16 protein-coding genes are annotated in these 22,038 nt (G+C 66.5%); 3 read left to right on the top strand and 13 right to left on the bottom strand.

Annotated features, from left to right (window positions below):
• Window position 1 precedes the first annotated feature (1 nt).
• Both eccA and ACFXNW_RS20420 read right to left on the bottom strand, forming a co-directional pair.
• Entirely contained in the window at window positions 2–1,756 is a 1,755-nt protein-coding gene (gene eccA, locus ACFXNW_RS20425; protein ID WP_379419290.1) for a type VII secretion AAA-ATPase EccA, read from the bottom strand.
• Between the two features lie 102 nt (window positions 1,757–1,858).
• Window positions 1,859–2,944 (bottom strand): C40 family peptidase, encoded by a 1,086-nt coding sequence (locus ACFXNW_RS20420; RefSeq protein ID WP_379419289.1) that lies wholly within the window; start codon window positions 2,942–2,944, stop codon window positions 1,859–1,861.
• Window positions 2,945–3,075: 131 nt separating this feature from the next.
• On the opposite strand from ACFXNW_RS20420, the gene ACFXNW_RS20415 reads away from it, so the two are divergent.
• Window positions 3,076–4,242, top strand: coding sequence for a hypothetical protein (locus tag ACFXNW_RS20415; protein WP_379419288.1), 1,167 nt, complete (start codon window positions 3,076–3,078; stop codon window positions 4,240–4,242).
• A 278-nt stretch (window positions 4,243–4,520) separates the two neighbouring features.
• On the opposite strand, the gene ACFXNW_RS20410 is transcribed toward ACFXNW_RS20415, so the two are convergent.
• The 10 genes from ACFXNW_RS20410 to ACFXNW_RS20365 form a co-directional block, all read right to left on the bottom strand.
• Window positions 4,521–6,989, bottom strand: coding sequence for a hypothetical protein (locus ACFXNW_RS20410; RefSeq protein ID WP_379419287.1), 2,469 nt, complete (start codon window positions 6,987–6,989; stop codon window positions 4,521–4,523).
• A 129-nt stretch (window positions 6,990–7,118) separates the two neighbouring features.
• On the bottom strand, window positions 7,119–9,152 hold the full coding sequence (locus ACFXNW_RS20405; protein ID WP_379419286.1) for a type VII secretion target: 2,034 nt from the start codon (window positions 9,150–9,152) through the stop codon (window positions 7,119–7,121).
• Window positions 9,153–9,226: 74 nt separating this feature from the next.
• On the bottom strand, window positions 9,227–11,866 hold the full coding sequence (locus ACFXNW_RS20400; RefSeq protein WP_379419285.1) for a hypothetical protein: 2,640 nt from the start codon (window positions 11,864–11,866) through the stop codon (window positions 9,227–9,229).
• Between the two features lie 60 nt (window positions 11,867–11,926).
• Window positions 11,927–12,235: a hypothetical protein gene (locus tag ACFXNW_RS20395; RefSeq protein WP_379419284.1), complete on the bottom strand. Its 309-nt coding sequence runs from the start codon at window positions 12,233–12,235 to the stop codon at window positions 11,927–11,929.
• A 30-nt stretch (window positions 12,236–12,265) separates the two neighbouring features.
• Window positions 12,266–12,652 carry a hypothetical protein gene (locus ACFXNW_RS20390; RefSeq protein ID WP_379419283.1) on the bottom strand — a complete coding sequence of 129 codons (387 nt, stop codon included), beginning with the start codon at window positions 12,650–12,652 and terminating at the stop codon, window positions 12,266–12,268.
• The gene (locus tag ACFXNW_RS20385; protein WP_379419282.1) at window positions 12,649–13,395 is read right to left on the bottom strand and encodes a hypothetical protein; all 747 of its coding nucleotides are present in this window, start codon (window positions 13,393–13,395) and stop codon (window positions 12,649–12,651) included. Before ACFXNW_RS20385 ends, ACFXNW_RS20390 begins: the two co-directional genes overlap by 4 nt.
• Window positions 13,392–13,736 carry a hypothetical protein gene (locus ACFXNW_RS20380; protein WP_379419281.1) on the bottom strand — a complete coding sequence of 115 codons (345 nt, stop codon included), beginning with the start codon at window positions 13,734–13,736 and terminating at the stop codon, window positions 13,392–13,394. Before ACFXNW_RS20380 ends, ACFXNW_RS20385 begins: the two co-directional genes overlap by 4 nt.
• Window positions 13,737–13,812: 76 nt before the next feature.
• Entirely contained in the window at window positions 13,813–15,339 is a 1,527-nt protein-coding gene (locus tag ACFXNW_RS20375) for a PPE domain-containing protein (protein WP_379419280.1), read from the bottom strand.
• A gap of 19 nt (window positions 15,340–15,358) precedes the next feature.
• Window positions 15,359–16,996, bottom strand: a complete 1,638-nt coding sequence (locus ACFXNW_RS20370; RefSeq protein ID WP_379419279.1) for a hypothetical protein — start codon at window positions 16,994–16,996, stop codon at window positions 15,359–15,361.
• Between the two features lie 48 nt (window positions 16,997–17,044).
• On the bottom strand, window positions 17,045–17,890 hold the full coding sequence (locus ACFXNW_RS20365; protein WP_379419278.1) for a hypothetical protein: 846 nt from the start codon (window positions 17,888–17,890) through the stop codon (window positions 17,045–17,047).
• A gap of 767 nt (window positions 17,891–18,657) precedes the next feature.
• Here ACFXNW_RS20365 and ACFXNW_RS20360 point away from each other — a divergent pair.
• Window positions 18,658–19,824 carry a DUF4226 domain-containing protein gene (locus ACFXNW_RS20360; protein ID WP_379419277.1) on the top strand — a complete coding sequence of 389 codons (1,167 nt, stop codon included), beginning with the start codon at window positions 18,658–18,660 and terminating at the stop codon, window positions 19,822–19,824.
• A 2-nt stretch (window positions 19,825–19,826) separates the two neighbouring features.
• On the top strand, window positions 19,827–21,056 hold the full coding sequence (locus ACFXNW_RS20355) for a transglycosylase SLT domain-containing protein (RefSeq protein WP_379419276.1): 1,230 nt from the start codon (window positions 19,827–19,829) through the stop codon (window positions 21,054–21,056).
• A gap of 16 nt (window positions 21,057–21,072) precedes the next feature.
• Here ACFXNW_RS20355 and ACFXNW_RS20350 read toward each other — a convergent pair whose 3' ends face one another.
• Window positions 21,073–21,984: a hypothetical protein gene (locus tag ACFXNW_RS20350; RefSeq protein WP_379419275.1), complete on the bottom strand. Its 912-nt coding sequence runs from the start codon at window positions 21,982–21,984 to the stop codon at window positions 21,073–21,075.
• Window positions 21,985–22,038 lie beyond the last annotated feature (54 nt).

The raw sequence follows: 22,038 nt of genomic DNA, 5'->3' as shown, positions 1-22,038 counted from the left end.
ATCACCTGGTCGGCGCCAACCCCGCCAGTGCGGCGGTGATGTCGAACGCGTCGACGGTCATCAACTCCTCGTCGGTCATCGTCAGCACGTCCATGTTGTCTCTGGTGAAGCGGTAATCGCGTTCGGCCTCGGCTGCTTCCACCACATTGCGGATGAATCGGCCGTTGCCGGCGAGGTCGATCAGACTCCTGCCGTTGCGGCTCTGGGTCGACAGCTGTTCACACCGATCCCGCAGCACCCCCATGGCCTCCTCGGACAGGATCGAGTCCTTCTTTTTCGCGATGTGCTCGGCGATCTGGATCAGCTCGTCGGGACCATAGCTGGCGAAGCGGATGCGCTTGGTGAAGCGGGAGGCCAGACCGTCGTTGGAGGCGAGGAACCGGTCGATCTCTTCCTCGTACCCGGCGATGACCACGACCAGCTTGTCCCGGTCGTTCTCCATGCGCGCCAGCAAGGTATCGACCGCTTCCTTACCGAAAGCGTCGCCGCCGGAAAGCCCTTCCTGGATCAGGGTGTAGGCCTCGTCGATGAACAGCACTCCGCCAAGCGCCGAATCGATCAGCGCGTTGGTCTTCGGCGCGGTATGCCCGAGGTGCGTACCGACCATGTCGTTGCGCGACACCTCGATCACCTCAGCGTTCTGCACAACACCCAGCCCGGCGAAAATCTTGGCGATCACGCGGGCGATGGTGGTCTTGCCGGTGCCGGGAGGCCCGGAGAAGATCAGATGCTGAGACTTGGATTCGACCGCCAGACCGCGCTTGGCCCGCACCTGGTCCATCAGCACACCGGATTTGAGCCGATCCACCTGCTCCTTGACCGAATCCATACCGATCTGCGCGTCGAGCAGGTCGGAAGCTTCGGTCAGCAGGGTTTCCCGCTCGGCCTTGGCCGCGGTCGCGGCGACCGCGACCGGATCGTCACCGGAGCGCGGATCCCACACGTCGGTGCGCGAGGCGATCAACGCGGGCGTGGTGGCGGCGAGGCGGTAGGACTTGTCCCGGACCGCGCGCTGCCACTCCTCCCGCTCGGACCACAGGCCCGAGCCCTGCAAGCCGCCGAGCACCTTGTCCGCGGCCTCGGCGTCACCGTTGTGGCGCATGAGCATACCGAGCAGGAAATGTGCGTCCGCCCAGAGATAGGAAAGATTGCCGCCCGAGCTGTCCTCGACGATCCGCTGAGCGCGCGGCATGGCCTCACCCAAGCGACCGAGGTGTGCGAGCGCCTTCGCAGTCATCAACTCGGCCGCGATATCGAGCAATCCGTCCTCGAGTGCGGGCTGCGCGTTACGCGCGGCGACCACCTCGTCCCAGCGTTCGGTTCGGTAGAACAGCGACATGCGGACGAAACCGGCCACTTCGTCGCCGGGGGCCTCGTCGAGAATCGCGGCTGCCTCACGCCACTCGCCGCCGTCGGCGTAGAAACACGCCTGGGCGATGGCGATCTGGCCGCGGTCGGCCATCGCCACCCGCAGCCCGTACATGCCGACCTCGACTTGACACCACAGCGCTCGATCGGCCAGACCGGCTCGTTGCTGATCCCGATAAAGATTGTGCACGGAGCGATAGGCCCCGTAGATCACCTCGGAAGTAACCTCGCCGGCCATCGCCCGGCCGAGCCAGGCATCGCACATGTCCGGATCCAAGTCGGTCGCCGTGGCGAACGCGGCGGCCGCATGTTGTTCGTTGCGCACCCCCCCGGCGACCAGTCCCAAACTCTGTACGCCCGTGTAGAACGCGTCCTCGGCCGCTGACACTCAGACTTCCTTCCGCCGATATCGCCTTCCATGCAGGTTAGCGATCGCCGATCTCGGCCCAGCCCATAATGATCCCCAAATTTGGGAATACTGACGGATCGATCACATCACTCGCACTACCACCACATCGCTGTCCATCTGCGAGAACGTGACCGTCTGCCCGAACGTTGGCGCCTCGATCACCATGCCGTGACCAGCCGCGAGCTGAACATGTTCCGGCCCTCTGCCACTGAACGAGGACATCGGGAATATCAGGTCGCCGGGTCGCACCTCGGAGGGATGCACGCGAACGCCGCTGTTGATCTGGTCGTAGGTGGTTCGCGGCAATTCGACCTCACCGTTGGTAGCTTGCGCCACCGCGTACTGCGTCAATCCGGAGCAGTCGAAGCCGCCGCCCGTCGGACCGGCCGAACCTCCGCCTCCCCAGACGTAGGGTGCGCCCAACCAGTTGCTGGCCGCACTCACCGCCCGCCCGCCCAGCGTGCCATCCGACGGTACGGCTTTGCCGATAGGGCGAAGGCCGCTGCGCCCGGCTCGTTGCGACCGGCCCCCGCCGCGCCCAGCCCGTCGCGACCGACCCCCGGTGCGCCCACGCCTGCGGACCATCCGCCGCTCGCGCCGCTGTGGCACCTGTGGTGGCACGATCTGCGATGCCTGCCGTCGTGCCGAGTCGAGATCGTTGTTGACCTGCTTGGTGGCGTTGGAGATAGCGGTGTTCGCGGAGTCGAGCAGCGCCGGTCCGGCGAAGCGCGCGTCAGCGATCGAGGCGAGAGCCCGCGCACGCGCCTGGAATTCGGCGATCTGGGTGTCGATGGACTTACGCCCGGCTACCGTTCCGTCGCCGGTCGCGGTCGTGGCCTTGTCGACGAATCCGTCTTTGCCCTTTTGCGCGTCGACGGCGGCAGTATGCCTGCCGCTCGCCTCCGCGAGCCGCGCCATCATCTGGCCGCCCCGCCCGGTGTTGTCCGCGGCGACAGCCTGCGCCGCGGCCGCCGCCGCACCCTTCGCAGGCTGACCTTCGCCATACAGTCCCATCATGGACTTGAGCACGCCGTCGACGTCGGTTGTCAGTCCTGGCGCCATCCGACCGATCCACTCTCGCGCATCATCGACCGCCTCTCCGATCCACCCGTCATTGTTCCGGCCGCCCCGCACCAGATCTTCCCAGCTCTGGGACGCGGCCGCCATTGACAACCTTCCCAACATCGGGAAGACAAGACAATGGTTGGCGAATAGAGGGAGGCGGTGTCGATAGGATGGCGACAGTTTTGGCGGACACCGGAGTCGAACAATCGCAGGATGCAACGACTGCAAGTCCCGTGACGGCAGCCGTGGTCGCCGCACCCGCTCAGGACGCCGCGCAAGCGCAAGCCGAACCCTCGGTCGGCACCGTCGTCGCGCGTCCACAAGCCTCGCAAGCCGAGGCCGGAGCCATCAGCAACGATGGAGCGAAGGGCCAGGTCACTCAACCGGCGAAACCCGCAGATGACAAGCCCGCCGCCGGCGCAGGCGATGCGAAAGATCCCGCTGCGGTCGTGCCGATTTCGGCCAAGAACCCCGGCTCTCGCCCGACCGATGGCGGCAAGGGCGACTGGATGAAGCTCGTTCCGCCACCGGGTGCCTCACCGCTGACGAAAGACCTCATCGCCGCGACCGAGAAGGCCATCCGGTTCGCCGTCGACCTCATGGGACGCGAACACACTGTGGCACCACCACCCGAGGTTGCGACCCTGCTGAAGAGCGTCAAGGCCGAAGGCGTAGGGACAGGCCAACTGACCGAGGTGTACGCCAAGGCACTCGGGAAATCTCAGCAGACAAAAGACTCGCTGCTCGCCATGGACGACAAGGTCAAGCAGACCTCGCAGATCATGGCCGATGACAAGTCGAAGAATATGGCCGCGATCAAGACGATCGTCGCAAAACTCAAAGAGCGCATGGCGCCGTTCACCGGAAAGCTCACGGCCGCTCAAGATTATGCCCTCATGCGCATCGTCGGGGACGCCTTGCGGAAAATCTGCGAGCGGATCGTCGAGGCGGCAGACCATAACCGGGACATCGCGCACGGTGGCGGCAACAGCGGTGGCAGCGGAGGCGGCATCCCCGGGGCCGGCGGTGGTGGTCAGCAGGGCGGCGGCGGACAAGCCGGTGGCGGCGGCGATGGCGGTCTCGGTGGGCTGCTGTCGATGTTGCCGATGCTCGGCATGCTCCCCATCTCGCTGATACCCATGCTGCCGATGCTCACGGAGCTGTTCAACGGCGAGGGCGATAAGCAAGCCGAGGACAAGAAAGCCGAAGGTGGGGGGCCGCCACCACCGCCACCGGGTGAATCGAAACCGCCCGAGGGTCAGGCCGCCGCACCCGGTGATCCGAACAAGCCTGCCGAGGGCGCGACAGCCAACGACCCGAACAAACCCACTGGCGACCCGGCCAAGCCGCAGGAGCAGAAGCCGGCCGAACCGAAGGACGCTGCTGCGGGCACTGCCTGAGTTCGACACCGTGTGTCACCGCTGAGGCAGCGGTGACACGCCATTGGCCTGATCAGGATTGCTCGCCTCAGCGCCGAATTCCCGACACCAAACCGTAGCGGCGAGGTCGCCGCGGTCCGAGTCGCCCTTCTCGTTGGCGTTTCCCATCGAGGCCGAGCGAGGGCGACTCGATGGGCGATGACAACCCATAACCGAGGTGGCCGTCAGATCAACGAACCGCATTTCGGCTACAGGTACTTACCTGACTGCCCGTCGGGCGTTGTTCGCCGAGGCTCAACTCAGGTATAGACCTGTGGTCGAATCGGTTTCGGTGCCGCCGGCGCCCCGGTTCCCGGGGTGGCGTCTACCGTGGGCGGACCCGACGCCGTCAGATTGCCATCGGCCTTGTCGATTCCGCTGGGATGGAAGAAGCCCTGGAACTTGCCGAACGGGCCGTGCCCATCATCTGGCGGGTTGTGTGGATCCAACTGCACGAGTTGCCCGTTGAGCAAGACGTTCAGGCCGGCATCGTTCATCACGACCAGCGCGGTTCGGTTCTCCCACTGAATCACGTCACCGGTGCGCAGTCGGTTGTTCGGGTCGGTGCTGTTCGGATCGACCGCGACCCACGGACTGCTCGGGGTCTGCTGTCCGGTAGTCCCGGCATACGCCGCACGCGCGTCGCTGCCGTTGTCGTTATAGGTCTCCTTGTTCAAAGCCTGGGCGACGACCGACGAGACCTTCTGGGACGACCCGTCCGGCAGCTGGGCGTCGGTCATACCGCCGGGCATGACGACCGGCGGTGGAGCACCCGGCCCGTAGGATGCGGTCGCGACGCCCGGAGCGGCGTCGCCGGCCGGGGATTGAGCAGATGCCTGCGCGGTCGATCCACCCTGCTCGGCCTTGCGGTCCTCCCTCTCGGCCTTGCGGTCCTCCCTCTCGGCCTTGCGGTCCTCCTCCTCGCGCCTGCGCTCCTCCTCGTACCGCTCCTGCTGCTGGGCTTCGGCCTTCTGCGCCATCATCATCTGCGCCGCCTGCCCGATGACCTGCGGCAACGTGCCAAGCATCATCATCAACGGCAGGCCGAGATTCATCCCGCCCCCGCCGCCCTGCTGCTGGCCGGGTTGTTGCTGCTGCTGGCCGGCGCCGCCCGGCTGGGATCCGGGCTTCTGCTCGCCGCCGGGGGTCTGCTGCCCACCTGGTGATACTCCACCCGGCGAGCCCGTCCCACCACCGCCACTGGACCCGTCGCCCGTGCCGCCGCCATCTGCCCCACCACCGGACCCGATCTTCTGCACATCGTTGGCGAGATCCTCGAAGAACTTGGCCAGCTTCGGATCAGTGGTACCGGGGCCGGTCGTATCGCCAGGGGTTTTGGATCCGAGAGGCAGGTCCTTGTAGGTATTGCTCCAGTCCTGGTTTGCCCCCGGACCTGTCGGGGTCGGGCCGGTTGCTGTCGGCCCTGGACCCGTCGGGGTCGGACCAGTCGCTGTCGGCCCCTGAGGCTTCTTCGACCCGTCGTCCTTCGGCTTAGCGGGACCCTTCGGCTCAGTTTTGCCGCCCGGAGGTGGACTATTGGCGAAGTCTTTCACCCCGTCAACCTTTTTACTGATGTCCAGATAGGTCTGTCGAATTGCATCCAGGAGTCGCATTTCCAGATCGCGACCCAACTTGAATTCCGTGACGTTATTATCTTTGTCGAAACTCCGCTGGACATACTTCTTTTCAGTGTCGAGCTCTCCGGTCGGGCGCACGCTTCCGAGCGTGGATGCCTGGATGACCTTCGTGAGGTCGTCTATCTCTCCCGTGATAGATTTCTTGGCCGCCTCGACTTTGTCCGAGAGTTTCTTTGTGTATTGCTTTACATCCTCGAGCTTCTTATCCATATCATTTCTGAACTTCCGCAACGCACCGTGATTGTACTTGTAATCATTCACCATCTCCGAGGTGAATTTTCCGGTCGGTAGTTGCGCATTCTTCAACGCTGCGGCCGGATCGGGAGCCGTGGAGGGCCTCCCTGAACCCAGCAGGTCGACCTCCGTTTGCATCGCGCTCCGCAGCGCCCTGACAGCGAGAATGAATCCATCACTCCCGCCGGCAGGTTCCGGAAAGTTTACGGGGATGAAATGATTCCCGCCGAGGTACTGGATGACGCCGAGCGACTTACCGTCCTTGTCAACAGCAGTGACGGTGCCATCATTATTGATCCGATACCCGACAATATTCTTTTGGTCTTCCTTCGATATATTCTCGAAGGACCCCGACCATGCCGCGTATTTATGCGCCTTTCCGTCCGCATCCTTGGCCATCGTATCCCGAGTGCCGAGAACATCGATCGAATCTCTGTCGAACCGAGCACCTGTAATGTTCTGATATTCATTACTGGTACCCGATTGGGCTACCTTCTCGCCCCATTTGTAAAACTCCAGGTTGCCATTCACGAACCGCATCGAGTACTGGCCGTTTGCAGAGACCAGTTCGTCGTTGGTTCCGAGGGTCTTGCCAACCTCGATGGTGTTCTTGAAACGCCCATCGCTTTGTTTATCGACTGTTACGTCGGAAGGCCCGTCGACCGCTAGCGGCGCCGCCCCCTTGATAGGCGCCGTGCCGTCGAGCGGCTTTTCCTTTTTGTCTCCTGCATCGGACTTCGGGCTCGGCGGGGCTTGCGCGGAGGGCGAGGGTTCGGGGGGTTTGGGGGTGGGCCCTGTCGTGGTCACCGTATTCGGAGAATCGGAACCCTTTGCGCGGGCCTCGTCTTCAATCGACATCAGGGCACCCGGACTTGCGCCGCGGCGCCGAAATGGCGCCTGACCATCGACCGCGCCACTGGTCTTCCTCGCTCATCCAAGCCGATGTCACGCCCGTCATCTCGATGCAACCCGGCGTTGGAGGTGAACTCAAGCTCCATCCTGGTGACTCCTCGGAACGGGCGGCGCAACAGGGGGCGGACCGGCCGTAGCCCCGGGCGGTGGCCCGGAGACACCGGAGGGTGGCGCGGCGGACACGCCAGGTGCCGATACAGTTCCGGGCGCGGTGGCCGGCCGGGCCGTACGTCCGGTATCGGCAGTGGACACCGCCGACACAGTGGACGGAGCCTCCACGAACAACGGATGCTCGACGATCTGTTCGTGCGCGTACACAGCGTCGCGCAGCCCCTGGCGGGTCGGCTCACCCTCGAGGAGCATGACCAGCTCGTTGCACCGGCGCTCGAACACCATGTCCCGCAGGGACGAATCCGCGTCGTCGACCCGGAGGTCGCCGAGTCCGACTCGCCCGGGGTCGACGCGACGCGACAGCATGGAGGCCGCCAGTAGGTCGTCGGCATCGCGCAGATCGTCCCACCACGGGGCGGGAACCTGCTGCCCGGCTTGCACAACAGCCAGGATCCGCTCACGGACGCTGCGTACTTCCATTGCTTCGACCGGAGGCGGCCCGGACCTGCCCAGCTTCAGATGCGCATCGACGGCCAGTTCGACGCAGCGGCCGGGTACCTGGTTGTCCTGCACCGCGGCAACGTGTTCGAGGGCGCTGAGGGACCCGAACAGGCCGAGACGGTCAGCGGTGTCGGGGGTGAAGTCGCGCAGGTCCAGTTCAGCGGACGGGCCGACGAGGCCTTGGGTCGACACATCGCCGAGCTGGGCGCGCAGGCTCGGATCGATCGGCCCGGAGGAGACCAGCGCGGACAGTTTCGCGTTGGCTTTCTGGCCCCAGGCCATTCCGAATTCGACCAGGACCCGAGCGGGGTCGGTGACACCTTCCCAGGGAGATCCGGCGGCTTCGTCGGTGCCGAGCAACTCGTCCCAGATCCACGGCGAGGACACCTCACGCGGCAGGAACAGTCCGGCCGGCATCCAGCCGCGGCCTTCGTTGGTGGTGATGAACACTCCGGCGCCGGCCGGACCGCGCATGACCGAGACCGCCCACGACAGACCGATCACCGAGGAGTCCACGGCCGCGAGAACCGCTTGCAGCAGCGTCCGCGCGATCACCAGATCCTCGTCGACCTGATCGCCGACCACATGGGCCGGTTCGGCCGCCTTGTCCTTGTTGGCGGCGACCGCGGCGGCGAACGGTGTCGGCATGGGCATCGCCATCGGCGAAGCGTCGGAGCGGCCGCCGGCCTGTGCCGGCGGAGCGGCCGCGGTGCGGTCGTCCATCGGGCCTGCCATGGGACCGACGCCGGCGCCCGGCATCGCGGTGACGGGCGGGACCGCGCCTCCGGGCGAGCCGGTCGACGCACCGGCGGGGGCGGTCGACGGCGTTGTCGAGGAGCTTGCCGAGGAGTCGGTCGATGCCGCGGCCGGAATGTGCGGTGCGGTACCGGTGGCCGGCGTCTGCGCGCCGGTGTTCGCCCCATCCGGTGCTCCAGCACCAGGCATACCCGGTACACCGGGTGTCGGCGCCGCGTCGTCGGCGGTCGGCTGGTCGGGGGCTGTTCCACCCGGAAGCGACTGATCCGGCGGTGGAGTGCTGCCCGTGTCCACCGGGTCGGGCCGCACATCCTCCGGCCTCGGACCGTCGGGCTGTTGACCACCGGAAGGCACGTCGGGCGCCGTGCCACCCGCGGAGGGAGGCGGCGACTGCGCGGGTGGGGTGGCACCACCGGTCGGATTCTCGGTCTCGTTGCCACGTTGGCGTATCGAGGCGGCGCCGTCTTGATCGGCGAGTTCGTAGTTGTCCGCCGACGTGCGCAGATTACGCGCGGTCTTGTCGTGGTCGTCGGCGAGAGCGTTGCCCGCGTCTTGCCTGGCCTGGTAGTAGTCGCGCAGGGCTGTGTAGACCGGGTCGGCGATGGACCCGTACGTGCGGGGGAAATCAGCGAGCCACTCTGTGGGCTGCTCGGCCCATTTCCGAGTATCCCGGGCTACCTGCTCGTGCTGGGCCGCGAGTTGGCGCAACACCGCGGGATCGAGATCCAGCTTTTCCGGCACGCTCGATCACTCCTTCCACACCACCGACCGTTTCATTGTCCGGGCTTCCCGGCATTGGGAACCGGATGAGCCGCTCAGGAGATGCGCGGCGCGGTGACGCTGGGGCGCCGAATGGGCCGAACGCTGCCCGCGGCAGGTTCGGCGAGCGCCGGATGGCCCGCGATCTGGGCGTGGGCGTACATCGCGTCACGAAGACGTTGCCGCGTCGGCTCGCCGTTGAGCAGCAGCACCAACTCATCGCACCGCCGCTCGAACACCATGGCCCGCAATGCCGAAGCCTCCGCACCTGGTTGATCGGAGCGCAACTCCCCTAGTGCGACCCGTGTCGCGTCGAAGCGGCGCGACACCATCGATACCGATAGCAGATCGTCCAGATCGCGCAGCTCATCCCAGGATTGCTCGGGTATGTCAGCGCCCTGGCGGATCGCGGGCAGGATCCGCTCGCGCAGGGCGGCTACACCAAGTGAGTCACTGCTGCTCGAGCCGGCCCGCGCGAGGCGCTGATGCGCATCGATCGCGAGATCGACACAGCGGGCATGGATTTCGTCGTCCGGCGTCTCTGCCACCCTTGCCAGCATCCTGGGCGAACCGGCCAGCTCCAGTCGATCCATCAACCGAGGGCCCGGCGAGCTCAGGTTCATCGCGGCCGAGGCCTCTACCGAGCCGACAGTTGCTACCTCGCCCAACTGCGCACCGAGCATCGCGTCGACCGCCAACGATGAAGCGAGAGCGGTCAACCGCGCTCCTGATTTCCGGCCCCAGGCAAGTGCGAACTCCGCGAGTACGCGGGCCGGATCGGAGATGCCCTCCCACCCGGCGCCTTCCGACACCGACCACACCCACGGCGTCGAGAGTTCTCGCGGCACGAACACTCCGGCGGGCAGCCATCCCCGGCCTTCGTTCGAGGTCAGGAAGGCGCTGACTCCTCCTGGGTGTCGCATGACGGCCACGGCCGATTCGGGTCCGGTCACGTGGGGCGCGGCCGCGAGGACACCGGCCAGCAGGGTTCGGGCGAGCACAAGGTCTCCGTCGACCTTCTCACCGAGGACGAACGCCGGTCCCGCCGCGGCGGCCATCGCCGCACCGACGCTGTGGCGGACGATGTCCTCGGGCTGCGCCGGATCGCCGGGAACGGACTCCGGCTGTGTGCTCGTCCGGTTCGTGGGCTGGGATGCGCCTGCCGCCGGTGTGGTCGCGGCACTTCCCGGCGTCGGCGTCCCCGCCGGTGGTTGCGCACCCACCACAGGTGCCTTCGCCGGCGCTACCGGCGGTGCGGGTGGAGCCGCCGTCGGTGATGCCGGGGCCGCGGGGCCGATACTCGGCCCGCTCGACTTCGTCGGCACCGCCGGTGGCGGCGATCCTGGAGCGTTGGCCGCTACCGGTGGTGCTGCTCCCATCGGCATCATCGGCGGAGGCATCCCCGCCGTCGCATCTGCTTGCGCGCCCGAACTCGGACCCGAGTTCTCCTCGCTTACCGCGTCTTTCGAGGCGGCTGTACGCACAGCGGCATCCATCGCTGTGTCCGCGGTTCCCGGCTCGGGCTGCGCCGGCCCGGAATCGTCGACGTTCGGGCGCTCGGATTCAGCATCGTCCGCTCGCTGCGCTTCTGAACCTGACCCGCGGTACGGTCCCGCACCCGCCATACGATCCGGATCGGCGCCGCTTACGTGGGCTGGGCCGTCGCCACCACCCGAGCCGGCATCGGCTGCGCCCCTGGCGGTATCGGGTGAGGCGCTCCCCCACGGTGTCGGTAGGGAACCGGCACCGCCGCGCGTGGGCGGCACGGCACCAGCGCCCGCGTCGGGGGCGAGTGGTCCGGTGTCGCGGGTCTGCGGCGGGACCGCTCCAGGTTGCGGCGCCGTCGGCTCGTGGTCGCCCGGCACACTCTGATCGGGGTCCGCCGGTCCACCGATGAGGTCGGTCGGCGCCTGCGCGTCGGGTGGTGGCGCGGTCGGATCCACCATCTCCTCCGGCAGTACGATCGGTTCGAACCGATCGTCCGGCGATATCGGCGCAGGTCGCGGCGCAGGGGCATCCGGGCCGGGCCGGCCGTCTGGACCACGTGGTTGTGAGCCATCGGGCCCTCGGCGGTCCCCGGCCTCCGGCGGTTGCTGCGCGGGCCGATGCGCCGGCGGTTCGGGCCGCGAACGGGACCTACCCGGCTCCCATGGCCCTGGTTGCCCGAGCACCTGCGAGATCACCGCCAGCGTCGGCAGTCCGGTCGGGCTGATGGAAGCGAGCGCTGCCGCGACCACATCGCGGACATCCTCACGTGCCTCACCGAGCACGTTCGCGACCGTTTGCGCGGTGTCCTCGGGCGCTGATTCCTCTGTGGTGGAGGCTTCTTCAGCGCGCCGGTGCACCGCCGCGATCCGTTTCGTGGCGTCGTCGACGATGTCGAGGATCCGGTTGCGCGTGCGGTAGACCAGCGCCCCGGAGTCACGGAAGAACCCTGCCGCCGCGATCAGCGCGTCGGCGAACGCCTGCGGTGTGCCCTGCTGAGCCAGCATCTCGTCCTTGACCCGCTGTAATCGCACACTGGAGCGCACCGCCCGATCGAAGGCGAGGCGTGCCCGCGCGGCGTCACCGGTGTTCAGCGCGGCGGCCGCCGTACGCGCACCGGTTTCCAGAGCGTGCCAAGCCGCCGGGGAGATCTCCGGCCAGTCGTCGCCGACGATCGCGTCCCAGTACGGGCTCGAGCGCTCCGGCTCCATTCCGCTCCACTCTCCGGGTCGTGCCGGGCACCCTCACCGGTCCGTATTCGGCCGCGACGCTCAGCTCGCCTGGTGCTTGCGTATTTCGGCGGCGCCCAAAATGTCGGCGACATCCTGGGCGTTGACACCTTCCAGCGTCTCCTGGAACGCCACGTCGGCGCGGGCCAGGCACGTCTTGACAGCGTTGCCGAATGTCTTGGTGATCCAGTCGAGTTCGCCGACGAGTGCGTAGTCCAGCGACGACGTCGGCTTGCACGGCAGAGCCAGATCCCGGACAGCCACGTCTACCTGTCCAGCACTTGTGGCGATGGCGCGAACGTATTCGCCTGCGGGGCTGATGACTTCGGGTGTGTCGTCCCTGTCCAGCATCTCGATTCCTGTCCTCGGGTTGGTGGGCAACTACACCGCACGGCCCAGTTCGGTGCTTTCCGTGGCGCGATAAGAGGCCTCGGTGGGCAGATCGAACGCGTCGACCGTGTAGGGGCTTGCACCGTTGTATTCCATTTCAGCGCGCAGGCCGACGCGGGACTTGAGGTGCGCCAAGCGCGCAACCCGCAGCACTTCCGCAGCCAACCAAGCATCCCCGTTCTCACGAGCCTCGTCGGTGAGGTGCAGTCCGACGATCTCGCCGTCGCGATTGCAGGCGACCCCGACGCTGTGATCGAGATTGACCACTTCGTAGACCATGTTCTGCCAGTCAGGGGCGGCCGCGACCTCGTCGTGACCGAAGTCATCCGCGTCGAAGTCGTCGACCTCGTGTAGCTCAGTGGGATTCGGGTGGCTCATCGGCTGATCTCCGGGGGTCGTTCGGCGGTGCCGGCGGCCACCACCGAGGAGTGCGGTGCGGGACTCGGGTCGGACGCGGCGGCGGCTTCCGCCTCCAAACTGGCGGTCAGGGCCGACCAGGTGGTCTCGTCGATCGTCATGACCAGGCTCAGCGACCAGAACCGGGCGCCGAGATACATCTCACCGGTGCCGTCGAGAGCCACCTCGAGCCTGTCCGCGGACTCGTCGGCGGCATCGAGAGTGACGGTGGTGACGGGCGGACGCTTGTCATCGATATGGATGATCGGCGCGCCGCCGCCGGGGAAGAACCCACGTCGGCACCGCGGACTGTCACCGATGGCGACATCCGCACTATTGGTGGTCACCGTGATCTCCGGATCGAGCAGCAACTGCATCACCCAGGAACGGGCGGCACCGATCGGGTTGTCGGCGCTGATCGCGACTGCCAGGTAAGCCGACAGATCGACAACGAGAATGGCTTCGGACGTGGTGATCCCGACAACCACCAGCCGGTGCGCAGGCTGGGACGGCGCAGGCAGCTCGTCGGCGGACATGGTCAACACCTGCGAGCCCGAGCCGGTGCTCGCGACCGGATGCGCGTTGACGGTTCCGGTGGACACCTCGACGGTGAACGCCCCGAAGGGCCCCGCGGCGTGCCCGGCGGTGCCTGCCAGCCGGCTGAGGCCTTCCTCGTGCAGCCAGCGCACCGCTTCGCCCGCGCTGACCGCATCGGTTTGTGTCACGACGCCGACCCTGGCACGGCGGCCACCGCTTCTTCTTCGTCGGATTCCAGCGGGCCGTCCATGACCAGACGGTATTGCCGGCCGGCATCGGCGGTGCTGTCGCCGATGGCAGACATGATCTCGTGCACGAGCTCGGCACTGTCGAACCGGTCGACTGTCCCTGGCGCCAGGTAGAGCCCGGTCAACCGCCCCATCGCGTCGACTTCGGGAATGACCGCGCCGCTCGGCGACGGCCGCCGCGCCCGGATCGAATCGATCTTCTCCCGCATATCGGCAATGCGATGGCGCAGGTCACGTGCCATATCCAGGGCGGCCTGCACATCGGGGTGGATATCACTCATGAGGCCACCTCGTCGGCGATCGGCAGCATCACGAGCGATCGCTCAGCTGTAGTGAATGTTCGCTCTCTTCGCTCGCTCATGCGGAACCTCCGGACTGGGACGAATGCTGATTACCCGCACCTGAATTCGGTGTCGGCGGTGTGACGCTCGGCGCGACCGTCGGCCGCTCGCCGATCACCATCTCGGTGTGCGGGGTGTCGTCGACATACATCAGGCGGTCGGGATGCCAGGCGACGACGCGGTTACGGTCATCGCCTCCGGCACCTCCGGCCCCGCCCGCACCTGGCGCCATCGGCATCATCGGCATCATCGGCATTCCGGCGCCGCGGCCGGTGGCGGTGCCCGATGATGACGACGACGCCGGCACCGCTTCGATCACCGGCGCGCGCGGCAGCGACTGCGCTGAACCCATCGGCGCCGCCGCGGCAGACAGCGGCATCGGCGGCGCGACCATCGACGAATCGGCGTAGCCACCGCCTGCCGCGCCTCCGAACCCGCCACCACCTCCCCCGACGCCCCCGAAGCCGCCCGGTGAACCGAATCCGGAGTAGTCGTCGTACAACTCGTCACCGAGGGCATAGTCGTCGAGATATTCCTGCGACGACTGGTCCAGGGGCAGCCCGCCCATGGAGGACATCGCATTCGTCAGCGCGGACATCATGTTCGCCATCATGCTGGGATCCATCTCACCGCCGGAGCCCTCGCCACCCGAACCTTGCCCACCCTGTTGGCCACCCTGGCCTTGCGCGGCTTCACCACCTGCCGCCTCGCCGGGCACCTCGGAGTTCGTTGCGGCCGTATAGCCCCCGATCGTTTCGGCCGACCGGATGTTCTGCTCTTCGAATTTCGCCAGCGCCAGCGCGGCCCTTGCCTCGTTCTTCGAGCGCATCGCCGCGAGCAACTCCTTGCGGGCGGCAGTGATCTCCTCGGGCGAGGGGTGGGTCGACTTCGCGATACGGAACGCCTCGCTGTAGGAGTCGACAGAATCGGCGAGCGCCCGCATACCGGTCGCGAGATGATCCAGCCAGCCCTGGTACCGGGTGAGATTCTTGGCCGCTTTCGACCCGACAGGCGTCCACTGACTCATCGCCGACGACGCGTCCGTCACCACCTGGTTCGCGATGGGGAACACATCGCGGGTGAAATCTCTTAAGGAATTGGCGAATTCATTCGCAGGACCAGGCCCTGGACCCGCGCGTAGCTGCTTCGCGAAGGTCAAGGAGTCGACCGCACCCGATGGCGGTGCGGTGAGAAGCGGTGGCACCCGGTGCGGCAGTACTTGCGGCTCCCCCACTGGATCGGCGACGAGATCAGCACCCGACCCATTGATGGCACGCGCGCCTTCGTCATCGGCGAGGCTGTAGTTCGCGGCAGACTTGCCGATCTTGTGCGCCTCACGCGCCACCGCATTGAGCACATCGATCGTCCCGTTCACCAGGGTTGCGGCCTGCGTGTTGAGCCGCGGAACCACCCCAGCGGAAATGGGGTCTGCCCCCGCGGGAGTCACCCAGCCGGGGGGCAGTGCGCGAGCGGTCTCACCCGCAGCCGTCGACAGCGCGGAGGCGGCGGCCACGAGCGCGCCGAGATCGACATTCAAAGCCATCGATATCTCCTCTCACCCACTACGCCACCACGGTCGGCTGCTGGTCGGCGGTCATCGGCGCCCCGCCGGCGGCACCGGCATCGGCGGGCGGCACCGCGTCGATCCCGTTCGGATGGAAGAAGCCGTTGAACGCGCCGTATGGGCCTTCTTCCTTCATCATGTCGCCGGTCACCTGCAGAAGTTCGCCGTTGGCGATAATTTCCAGGGGTCCTTCTGGAGCACCTGCGGCGGCATCACCAGTGGACACAGGAGCGGCATCCGCACCGACCTCGCCCTTGGGCCAGACGACGACGATGGCGGTGGTGTCCTTCCAACTGATGACATCGCCTGCGACCAACGTACTCGGATCGGTGCGCAGACCGATCTTCTTGTCGTCGTTCCACTTCGCCGCTGTCTGCGCGTAGGCGGCCTTGGCGTCGGTGCCCTTCTTGTTGGCGACCGCCGCAGTCATTCCGGCATGCGCCGCCTGCGACACCATCAGCGTGGGGCGACCGGGGAAATCGAAAGGCACCTTTCCGTCCGCGTTCGGCACCGGTCCCGGCACCTGTCCGCCCGGCGGCGGCGTACCCGCGCCTGGCGCCGCGGTCACATTCGGATTCGCGTTCACGTGTTGCGCATTCGCGACTGGGTTCGCCCCATTCGGCTGCGCGGCCGCCTGCTGCACGGCCGACCGTGGCGGCACGACATCGCGCGGTTTGTCTCGGTTGGAGTCCATTTCGTCGCGTCGCCGCGCCAGATCCCGATCCAACTCGTTGCGCCGAGCCATCTGGTCGTTGTACATCCCCGGCATGCCCATACCCGGCATTCCCATCCCTGGCATACCCATACCCATACCCGGCATCCCACCCATACCCATGCCCGGCATACCGCCAAGGCCCGGCGACGAGATCGGCGAATTCACCCGCGGCGGCGTGCTGATCGGCGGAGTCGTGGTCGGCGGCTTGATATCGGACACCGGCGGCTTCACCCCGGACGTAGGGGGTTTCGTGGTCGGTGGAGTGATAGTTCCCGGCGGGTTGATCGTGCCCGGACGCGTGGGGTCGGGCGTGGTGCCCGGCTGCTTCGGGCCTTTGTCGTTGAGCCAGGGCGGGGGGTTCTGAGTCCCCGGGCTCTGGGGACCTGGGCTCTGGGGACCTGGGCTCTGGGGACCTGGGCCGGGGGTTACCGGAGATTTGATCCCCGCCAACGCGTCGTTGATCCGCTGCTCTTGAGCTTTTCTGGCCTTTTCTGCTTCGTCGTTGTACCGCTTGATGTCGTTCCTGACATCCGTCCGCAGATCATTGCCGATTCCACCGGCCTCCTTGGTTGCGATCTCCCGGACACCGTCGACCGCCATGAACGCGGACTCGACGACACTGAGAAAGGACATGTCGTTGAAGTCCGAATTAGCATAGGTATTGATCTCGTCGAGTAACGTACCGATGTTCTCCCGGCCGGTCTTCGACATTTCCTTTGTCTTGGCGACTTTTTCGGCAACCTTGTCTTGGACGTCCTCGTATGCGGACGCGGCGGTCCGAAGCGCTTTCGCCGCGTCTATGTACCCGTTCATCCTCGACTCGCCACTGACCGCGCCGTCCAGTTTCGGCAGCTTCGGCAGCTCCATGTCGGTCGGCTCGCCCTCGCCGAACAGGCGATATGTGATATCGAGGTATTCCACAAACGAAGGTTGCGTCACTACATCAATGCCCTAACTACCCGATGGCCTTCAGGCCGCGGCCGTCTTTCCACCCCATAGGTCCTTCATCCCACTGGACAACTTGGCAGGCTGCCACAGGACGCCCCACGTTTCTGCCGGTTTGTCCACAATTCCCGTACCAGTGTTCTCGTGCCGAACGAATGGGGTGCCCGACTTTCCGGCCGACTGAACATGGGCACCGACCCACTCCCCGGTACCACCAGTACCGGAAGCGCCGTTACCGCCAGTATTGCCGCCGCTGCCGCCGCCGCCCCCTGAGCCCGGTTTGTTTCCGAGCCAGTAAGCCAACGAGCCGCCGCCTTGGAGAGCATTGGACGCAGCCCCTGTTCTCTGAGGCTTTCCCCGCTTTCCATTCGCGCCGACCTTGCCCCTCGATCCGTTGTGAAACAGGCGAGGCCATTTCCCTGTCGCATCCGGCACCTTGACGGTGTTGTTTTTCAGGTGGTCGCGCTTTGCAGCCGCCCCGGCCGCTCGGGCCCGCCGTTCGGCGTCGACGGTGTTCGTCCCCGCCCGAATTTGTTTGTTGTACTCGGCTTGATATGCCCGTCGACCTGCGGCGGGCGCCCCGGATCGGGCCGCTTTGTTGGCGGCGTTCGCTGCCTTGATCCCAGCGTCGGCTCGCTTCGTCGCCCATTTCCCGATCATGGAAATACCCTTGCCCGTGGAGCCACCGGCGAGCCCATTCAACCCGCCCATGAGCATCCCCTGGGCACTGAATCCGTCGCGCTCGATATAGTCCGCAGCCATACCACCTACGGCGGCGCCGAGAAATCCGCCGACACCCGGCAACATCACGTTGCCGACGATTGGCGCGGCGATAGTGACCGCCCCGGCAACCCATGATCTCCAGCCCATCAGAACCCTTCCGCCCTGGTCGACATCTGTTCTGTCAACGCAACACGCACCGTCGACGGGCAGCGACCCGGCTGGACGGCGGCTTCGACCACCCGTCCAGAGCCAGCACTCCGGCGACCGACCATGTGACAGACACCCTTCCGACTCACCCATTGTCAAAGATCCCCAATCCTGGGAACCCCGGCCGGGAGTGGACGGGTGAGGATGGTGTGGAGAGCACACAACCGACGCGCGCGCGATGACCGCTGGTCGGGGTTGCCGCGCGGCCGACGGACCTGGGAGGACTGCCGGATGGACCTCCGTCCCCCTTCGACATCATTGCCCCACCATCGGGATTTGTTTCGACCCGATCGAATTCCCACAGGCGGTGAATCGTGACAAGCGCGGAGGTCTGGCCATCCACAGAGGCGCTGACCGCGGACGACGAACAGACACCCGACGGCAGCGAATCACCCAGCCCATGGTCTCCCCAATCGCGCCGAATGCGGTCGGGCGCCGCGGCCCAACCGGCATCGACCGGACCGAGCGGGACTCCGACCAATTCTGGGCCCGCCGATGCGGCAATGTCCAGCCGTACTGCGGCAATCTCCGCACCACGGGACAGTTCATCGTCGCTTGCTTCTACGCCCACTGGAACGAGTGCCCCGGCCGTTGCGGCGGCTGTCGCGAGGCCTGCGACGACAGGCTCCCCGACCGTCGATGCCCAGCAGGCGTCAAGACCTGGCCCGCCGGGAACGACAGCCGCGCATTCCGAACCCGCGTCGGCGGTGGATCCGGACGCCATCGCGAAACTGGCGGAGACAGCCCAGTCCGCGGGCACGAATATGCTGCCGCTGCTCGCATCGGCACTATCGGGCCTGGGCGGCGCCAACAGCAATACCGCGCCTGAGTCGGCCACGACGGCGCCGACTCAGGGCACAACGCCCCGGGCAGATGGGAGTTCGGCGGGTTCCCGCGCGACGCCAGGCGGTTCCGACGCTGCTCGCACAGCTGAGAGTGCGGCTGATGCGGCCGCCGACGACGTCAGCGCCGGACTGTCGCCTGCGGCACAACGCGCGGTCAAAGCTCTGAGAATGCTCGCCGCCGCATACGGCGACGGCAATCCGACCGATCCAGAGATCATCGAGCTGCGAAAGATGCTCGGCCTCACTCCCGGTAGCGGCGGCGCGGTCACCGGCAGCCGCGCGCAACAGCTGTTCCAGCGCACCGCGGCGACCGCGTTCAACAGCCTCGACAATCAGCTCGCCCAGTATGTGTCGGGCCTGGCGGGAAAGAACAAGGTCGACCGGAAGAAGCTCACGCAGCTCATTCGCGAGGTCAATGTCGCGCTCGCGGAGCTGGGGCCGCACGCGTACACCCGGGAGGGCCAGGCGAAAGTGCACCAGATCCTCACTGCCGCTTTACAGAAGGCTCACACGATAGTCTCCACCAGCCAGTCCGCGACGAAAGACATGGCGGCCCATGTCCAGCGGCTCACCAGCCAATACCTTTGGAATATCAACGGACAGCAGCCGCCGTCCAATGGCTACAGCTCAGGATCTGGGGCGACCGGATACAACCCCTCCGGCGTCGGCCAGGGTGGTTCCGTCGGGCAGTGGATCCAGGAAGCCATGGGGATTCTCGGCCTGTCGGGTGCAAGCAACGCCGACGCACTCGCGATCATCGCGAGACACGAGTCGACCAACAATCCAAGGGCGTTCAACGGCTGGGATAGCAATGCCAGGAAGGGAACTCCGTCGAAGGGGTTGATGCAGACCATCGACCCGACGTTCCAGCAGCACAAGCTGCCCGGCTACGATGACATCTGGAATCCCGTCCACAACATCATCGCCGCGGCACGCTATGCGATCTCCCGCTATGGTTCGCTGGACAATGTTCCCGGTGTCAAGGCAGTACGCGACGGCAATCCCAACACAGGGTACGTAGGTTACTGACCGTGGCAGTGCCCACCGTCGATACCGGCCCCGCCGAGCCGACACCGGGACGGAGAGAAAAGCGCCCCCGCTCCGGCAACAAGGGGGCGGCGCCTCCACGGGTCCCCACCGTCGCCTCTGGGTCCGCGCCGCCGGGCACCGGTGCGGCCGCCGTCAAAACCGGAGCACCGTCCGGCGGCACGTCTACCCCGACATCACCTACTTCCGCACCGGGTTTCGCCCCCCCGGTAGGTGATCCCCGGCCTGGCGCCTTCACACCGATGGGCGGCGCCGATATCGGTGCCGGCTTGCCCGCGAGCCTGGCCGGTATGGCCGCACCGGCGATGGCCGCCCTCGCCGCGATCTCCGGTCGCTACGGTGATGGCGCCCCGTTCGCCGACACCGGCCAAGCGTATGCACCACCGATCGTCAGCACCGGCGCGCCCACCGGCCCTTTGCATATGGGCGGTGATATGGGCGCGCAATATGGTCTCAACCAAGGCAATACGTCCCGCCGGGCCGAAGCACTCGGCAGTGTGAATGTAGAGCTCGAACGGATCCTGAGCGACGCTGCCGGCTCGACGGCACACGGCCGCGCGGCGATCGGCACCATCATCGCCGAGGTCAACACGGCTCTCACTGCGCTCGGTCCAGTGGCCGATACTCCCCAGGGACAGCAATTGGTGATCGCCACACTCGGCTCCGCGCTGCAACGAGCCGGCAGCATTCTCGGCCAGGGCCAGACCAGCGCCGCCATCTCCGCCGATCGAGTAGCCGCTCTCGCGGGCCGATACCTACACGAGTCGCGACCACAGCCGCCCGCCCCCCGGCGCCGACGCCGAACGCGGCCCAGGCGCGGCGGTGCAGGGGCGGGCCCGCCCCGCGCGCTGCCCCCCGGCCAACAGAGCCAGTGGATCGACGAGGCCATGCGGGTGCTCGCCGCGGAAGGCTACGACACCAGCCAGATCGACCGGTCTGCCATCGCGGCGATCATCCAGCACGAATCCAGCGGCAACCCGAATGCCATCAACCTGTGGGACAGCAATGCCGCCGCCGGGATACCGTCGAAAGGGCTGATGCAGACCATCGACCCGACCTTCAACGCGTATTCGCTACCGGGCCACAAAGATATCTGGAACCCCGTCGATAACATCATCGCCGGTGTGCGCTACTCCATCGACCGGTACGGGTCGGTCAGCAATGTGCCGGGGATCGCGAGCATGCGCGAGGGCGGGGCGTACATGGGCTACTGAGCCCAGAACCCGCCTGTCAGTTCTCTACACCCGCAAGAACACGTTTTGCCCTGGCATCTCCGTCGGACGGAAGCTCCAGCACCGCGAATTGACCGGTGGCCGGGTCGGCAGCGACAACGCGCGGCGGGCGCACCGCGGTGCACTTTCCGGTGTCCGGGTCGACGGTCGCGCACGTCCAGTCCACCGCGATACCGACCCGAGTCGGCGCGTGATCGGTGTAGTCCCAGAAGATCAGGTCACCCGGCGATACCGCGTCAAGACGAACTCGCTGGCCGCACAGCCCCTGTCCGGCGATGGTATTGGGCAGGTCGACAACCGTCTGGTCGGTGGTTTGGGCGCAGGAGCCCGTCGGCAGCGTGTATCCGGACTGCACTGTCGGGGCCACCACACCGTCCCCGCCGGACACGTCACCTCCGGCAGGAAGGACGCAGCGGCCGGTCGACAAAGCCACCGACGCCTCGTAGACGACCTCGCGAGTCATCTCCGCCTGAGCCGAGTTCGAGCCGCCCGACGGCTGGCCGACCCGTGCGACGGCCAGCTCACGAGCGCACTCGACAGCGAAACCCGCATTGCTTTTCCGCGCGGCCGGTGTTTGCAGAGGAGGCGACGCAGTCCCCGTCATCGCCGCGAGGCATTCGCGGCGATAGTCGGAGATCTCGGTATCTTCGGGCGCAATCGTCAGTTTCGCGTACGGATTCGTCGTCGGTACTCCGGAAGGGTCCCATTCCCCTTCGGAGTCGCACGGGGTGGACCCGGGAGTCGATGTGGTGGTGACCGACGGGTCGGGACCAATCGCACTGTCGCATTGGCAGTTGAAGAACTGCTCGCCCGATGACGTACTGACTCCCGTGAACGCCGCGACCACGACGAACAGCGACCCCACAATTACGGCCACGACAGCGGCCGCCGCCCCGAGTGCTTTTGTCATGGCATCGCTCGATTCGGGTGTCCCGCAGGCTCGAAGAACATATCGACAATCCTC

This window comes from Nocardia sp. NPDC059180, assembly GCF_042754945.1.
Lineage (GTDB): Bacteria > Actinomycetota > Actinomycetes > Mycobacteriales > Mycobacteriaceae > Nocardia.
Note: the sequence above shows the minus strand (reverse complement) of the source record. Positions and strands in the feature narration are given on the sequence as shown.

Coding starts and splice junctions, on each gene's coding strand:
- ACFXNW_RS20380 (WP_379419281.1), bottom strand. CDS start 13,736: ATGAGTGATATCCACCCCGATGTGCAGGCCGCCCTGGATATGGCACGT.
- ACFXNW_RS20410 (WP_379419287.1), bottom strand. CDS start 6,989: ATGTCGATTGAAGACGAGGCCCGCGCAAAGGGTTCCGATTCTCCGAAT.
- ACFXNW_RS20375 (WP_379419280.1), bottom strand. CDS start 15,339: ATGGCTTTGAATGTCGATCTCGGCGCGCTCGTGGCCGCCGCCTCCGCG.
- ACFXNW_RS20365 (WP_379419278.1), bottom strand. CDS start 17,890: ATGGGCTGGAGATCATGGGTTGCCGGGGCGGTCACTATCGCCGCGCCA.
- ACFXNW_RS20390 (WP_379419283.1), bottom strand. CDS start 12,652: ATGAGCCACCCGAATCCCACTGAGCTACACGAGGTCGACGACTTCGAC.
- ACFXNW_RS20395 (WP_379419284.1), bottom strand. CDS start 12,235: ATGCTGGACAGGGACGACACACCCGAAGTCATCAGCCCCGCAGGCGAA.
- ACFXNW_RS20420 (WP_379419289.1), bottom strand. CDS start 2,944: ATGGCGGCCGCGTCCCAGAGCTGGGAAGATCTGGTGCGGGGCGGCCGG.
- ACFXNW_RS20350 (WP_379419275.1), bottom strand. CDS start 21,984: ATGACAAAAGCACTCGGGGCGGCGGCCGCTGTCGTGGCCGTAATTGTG.
- ACFXNW_RS20400 (WP_379419285.1), bottom strand. CDS start 11,866: ATGGAGCCGGAGCGCTCGAGCCCGTACTGGGACGCGATCGTCGGCGAC.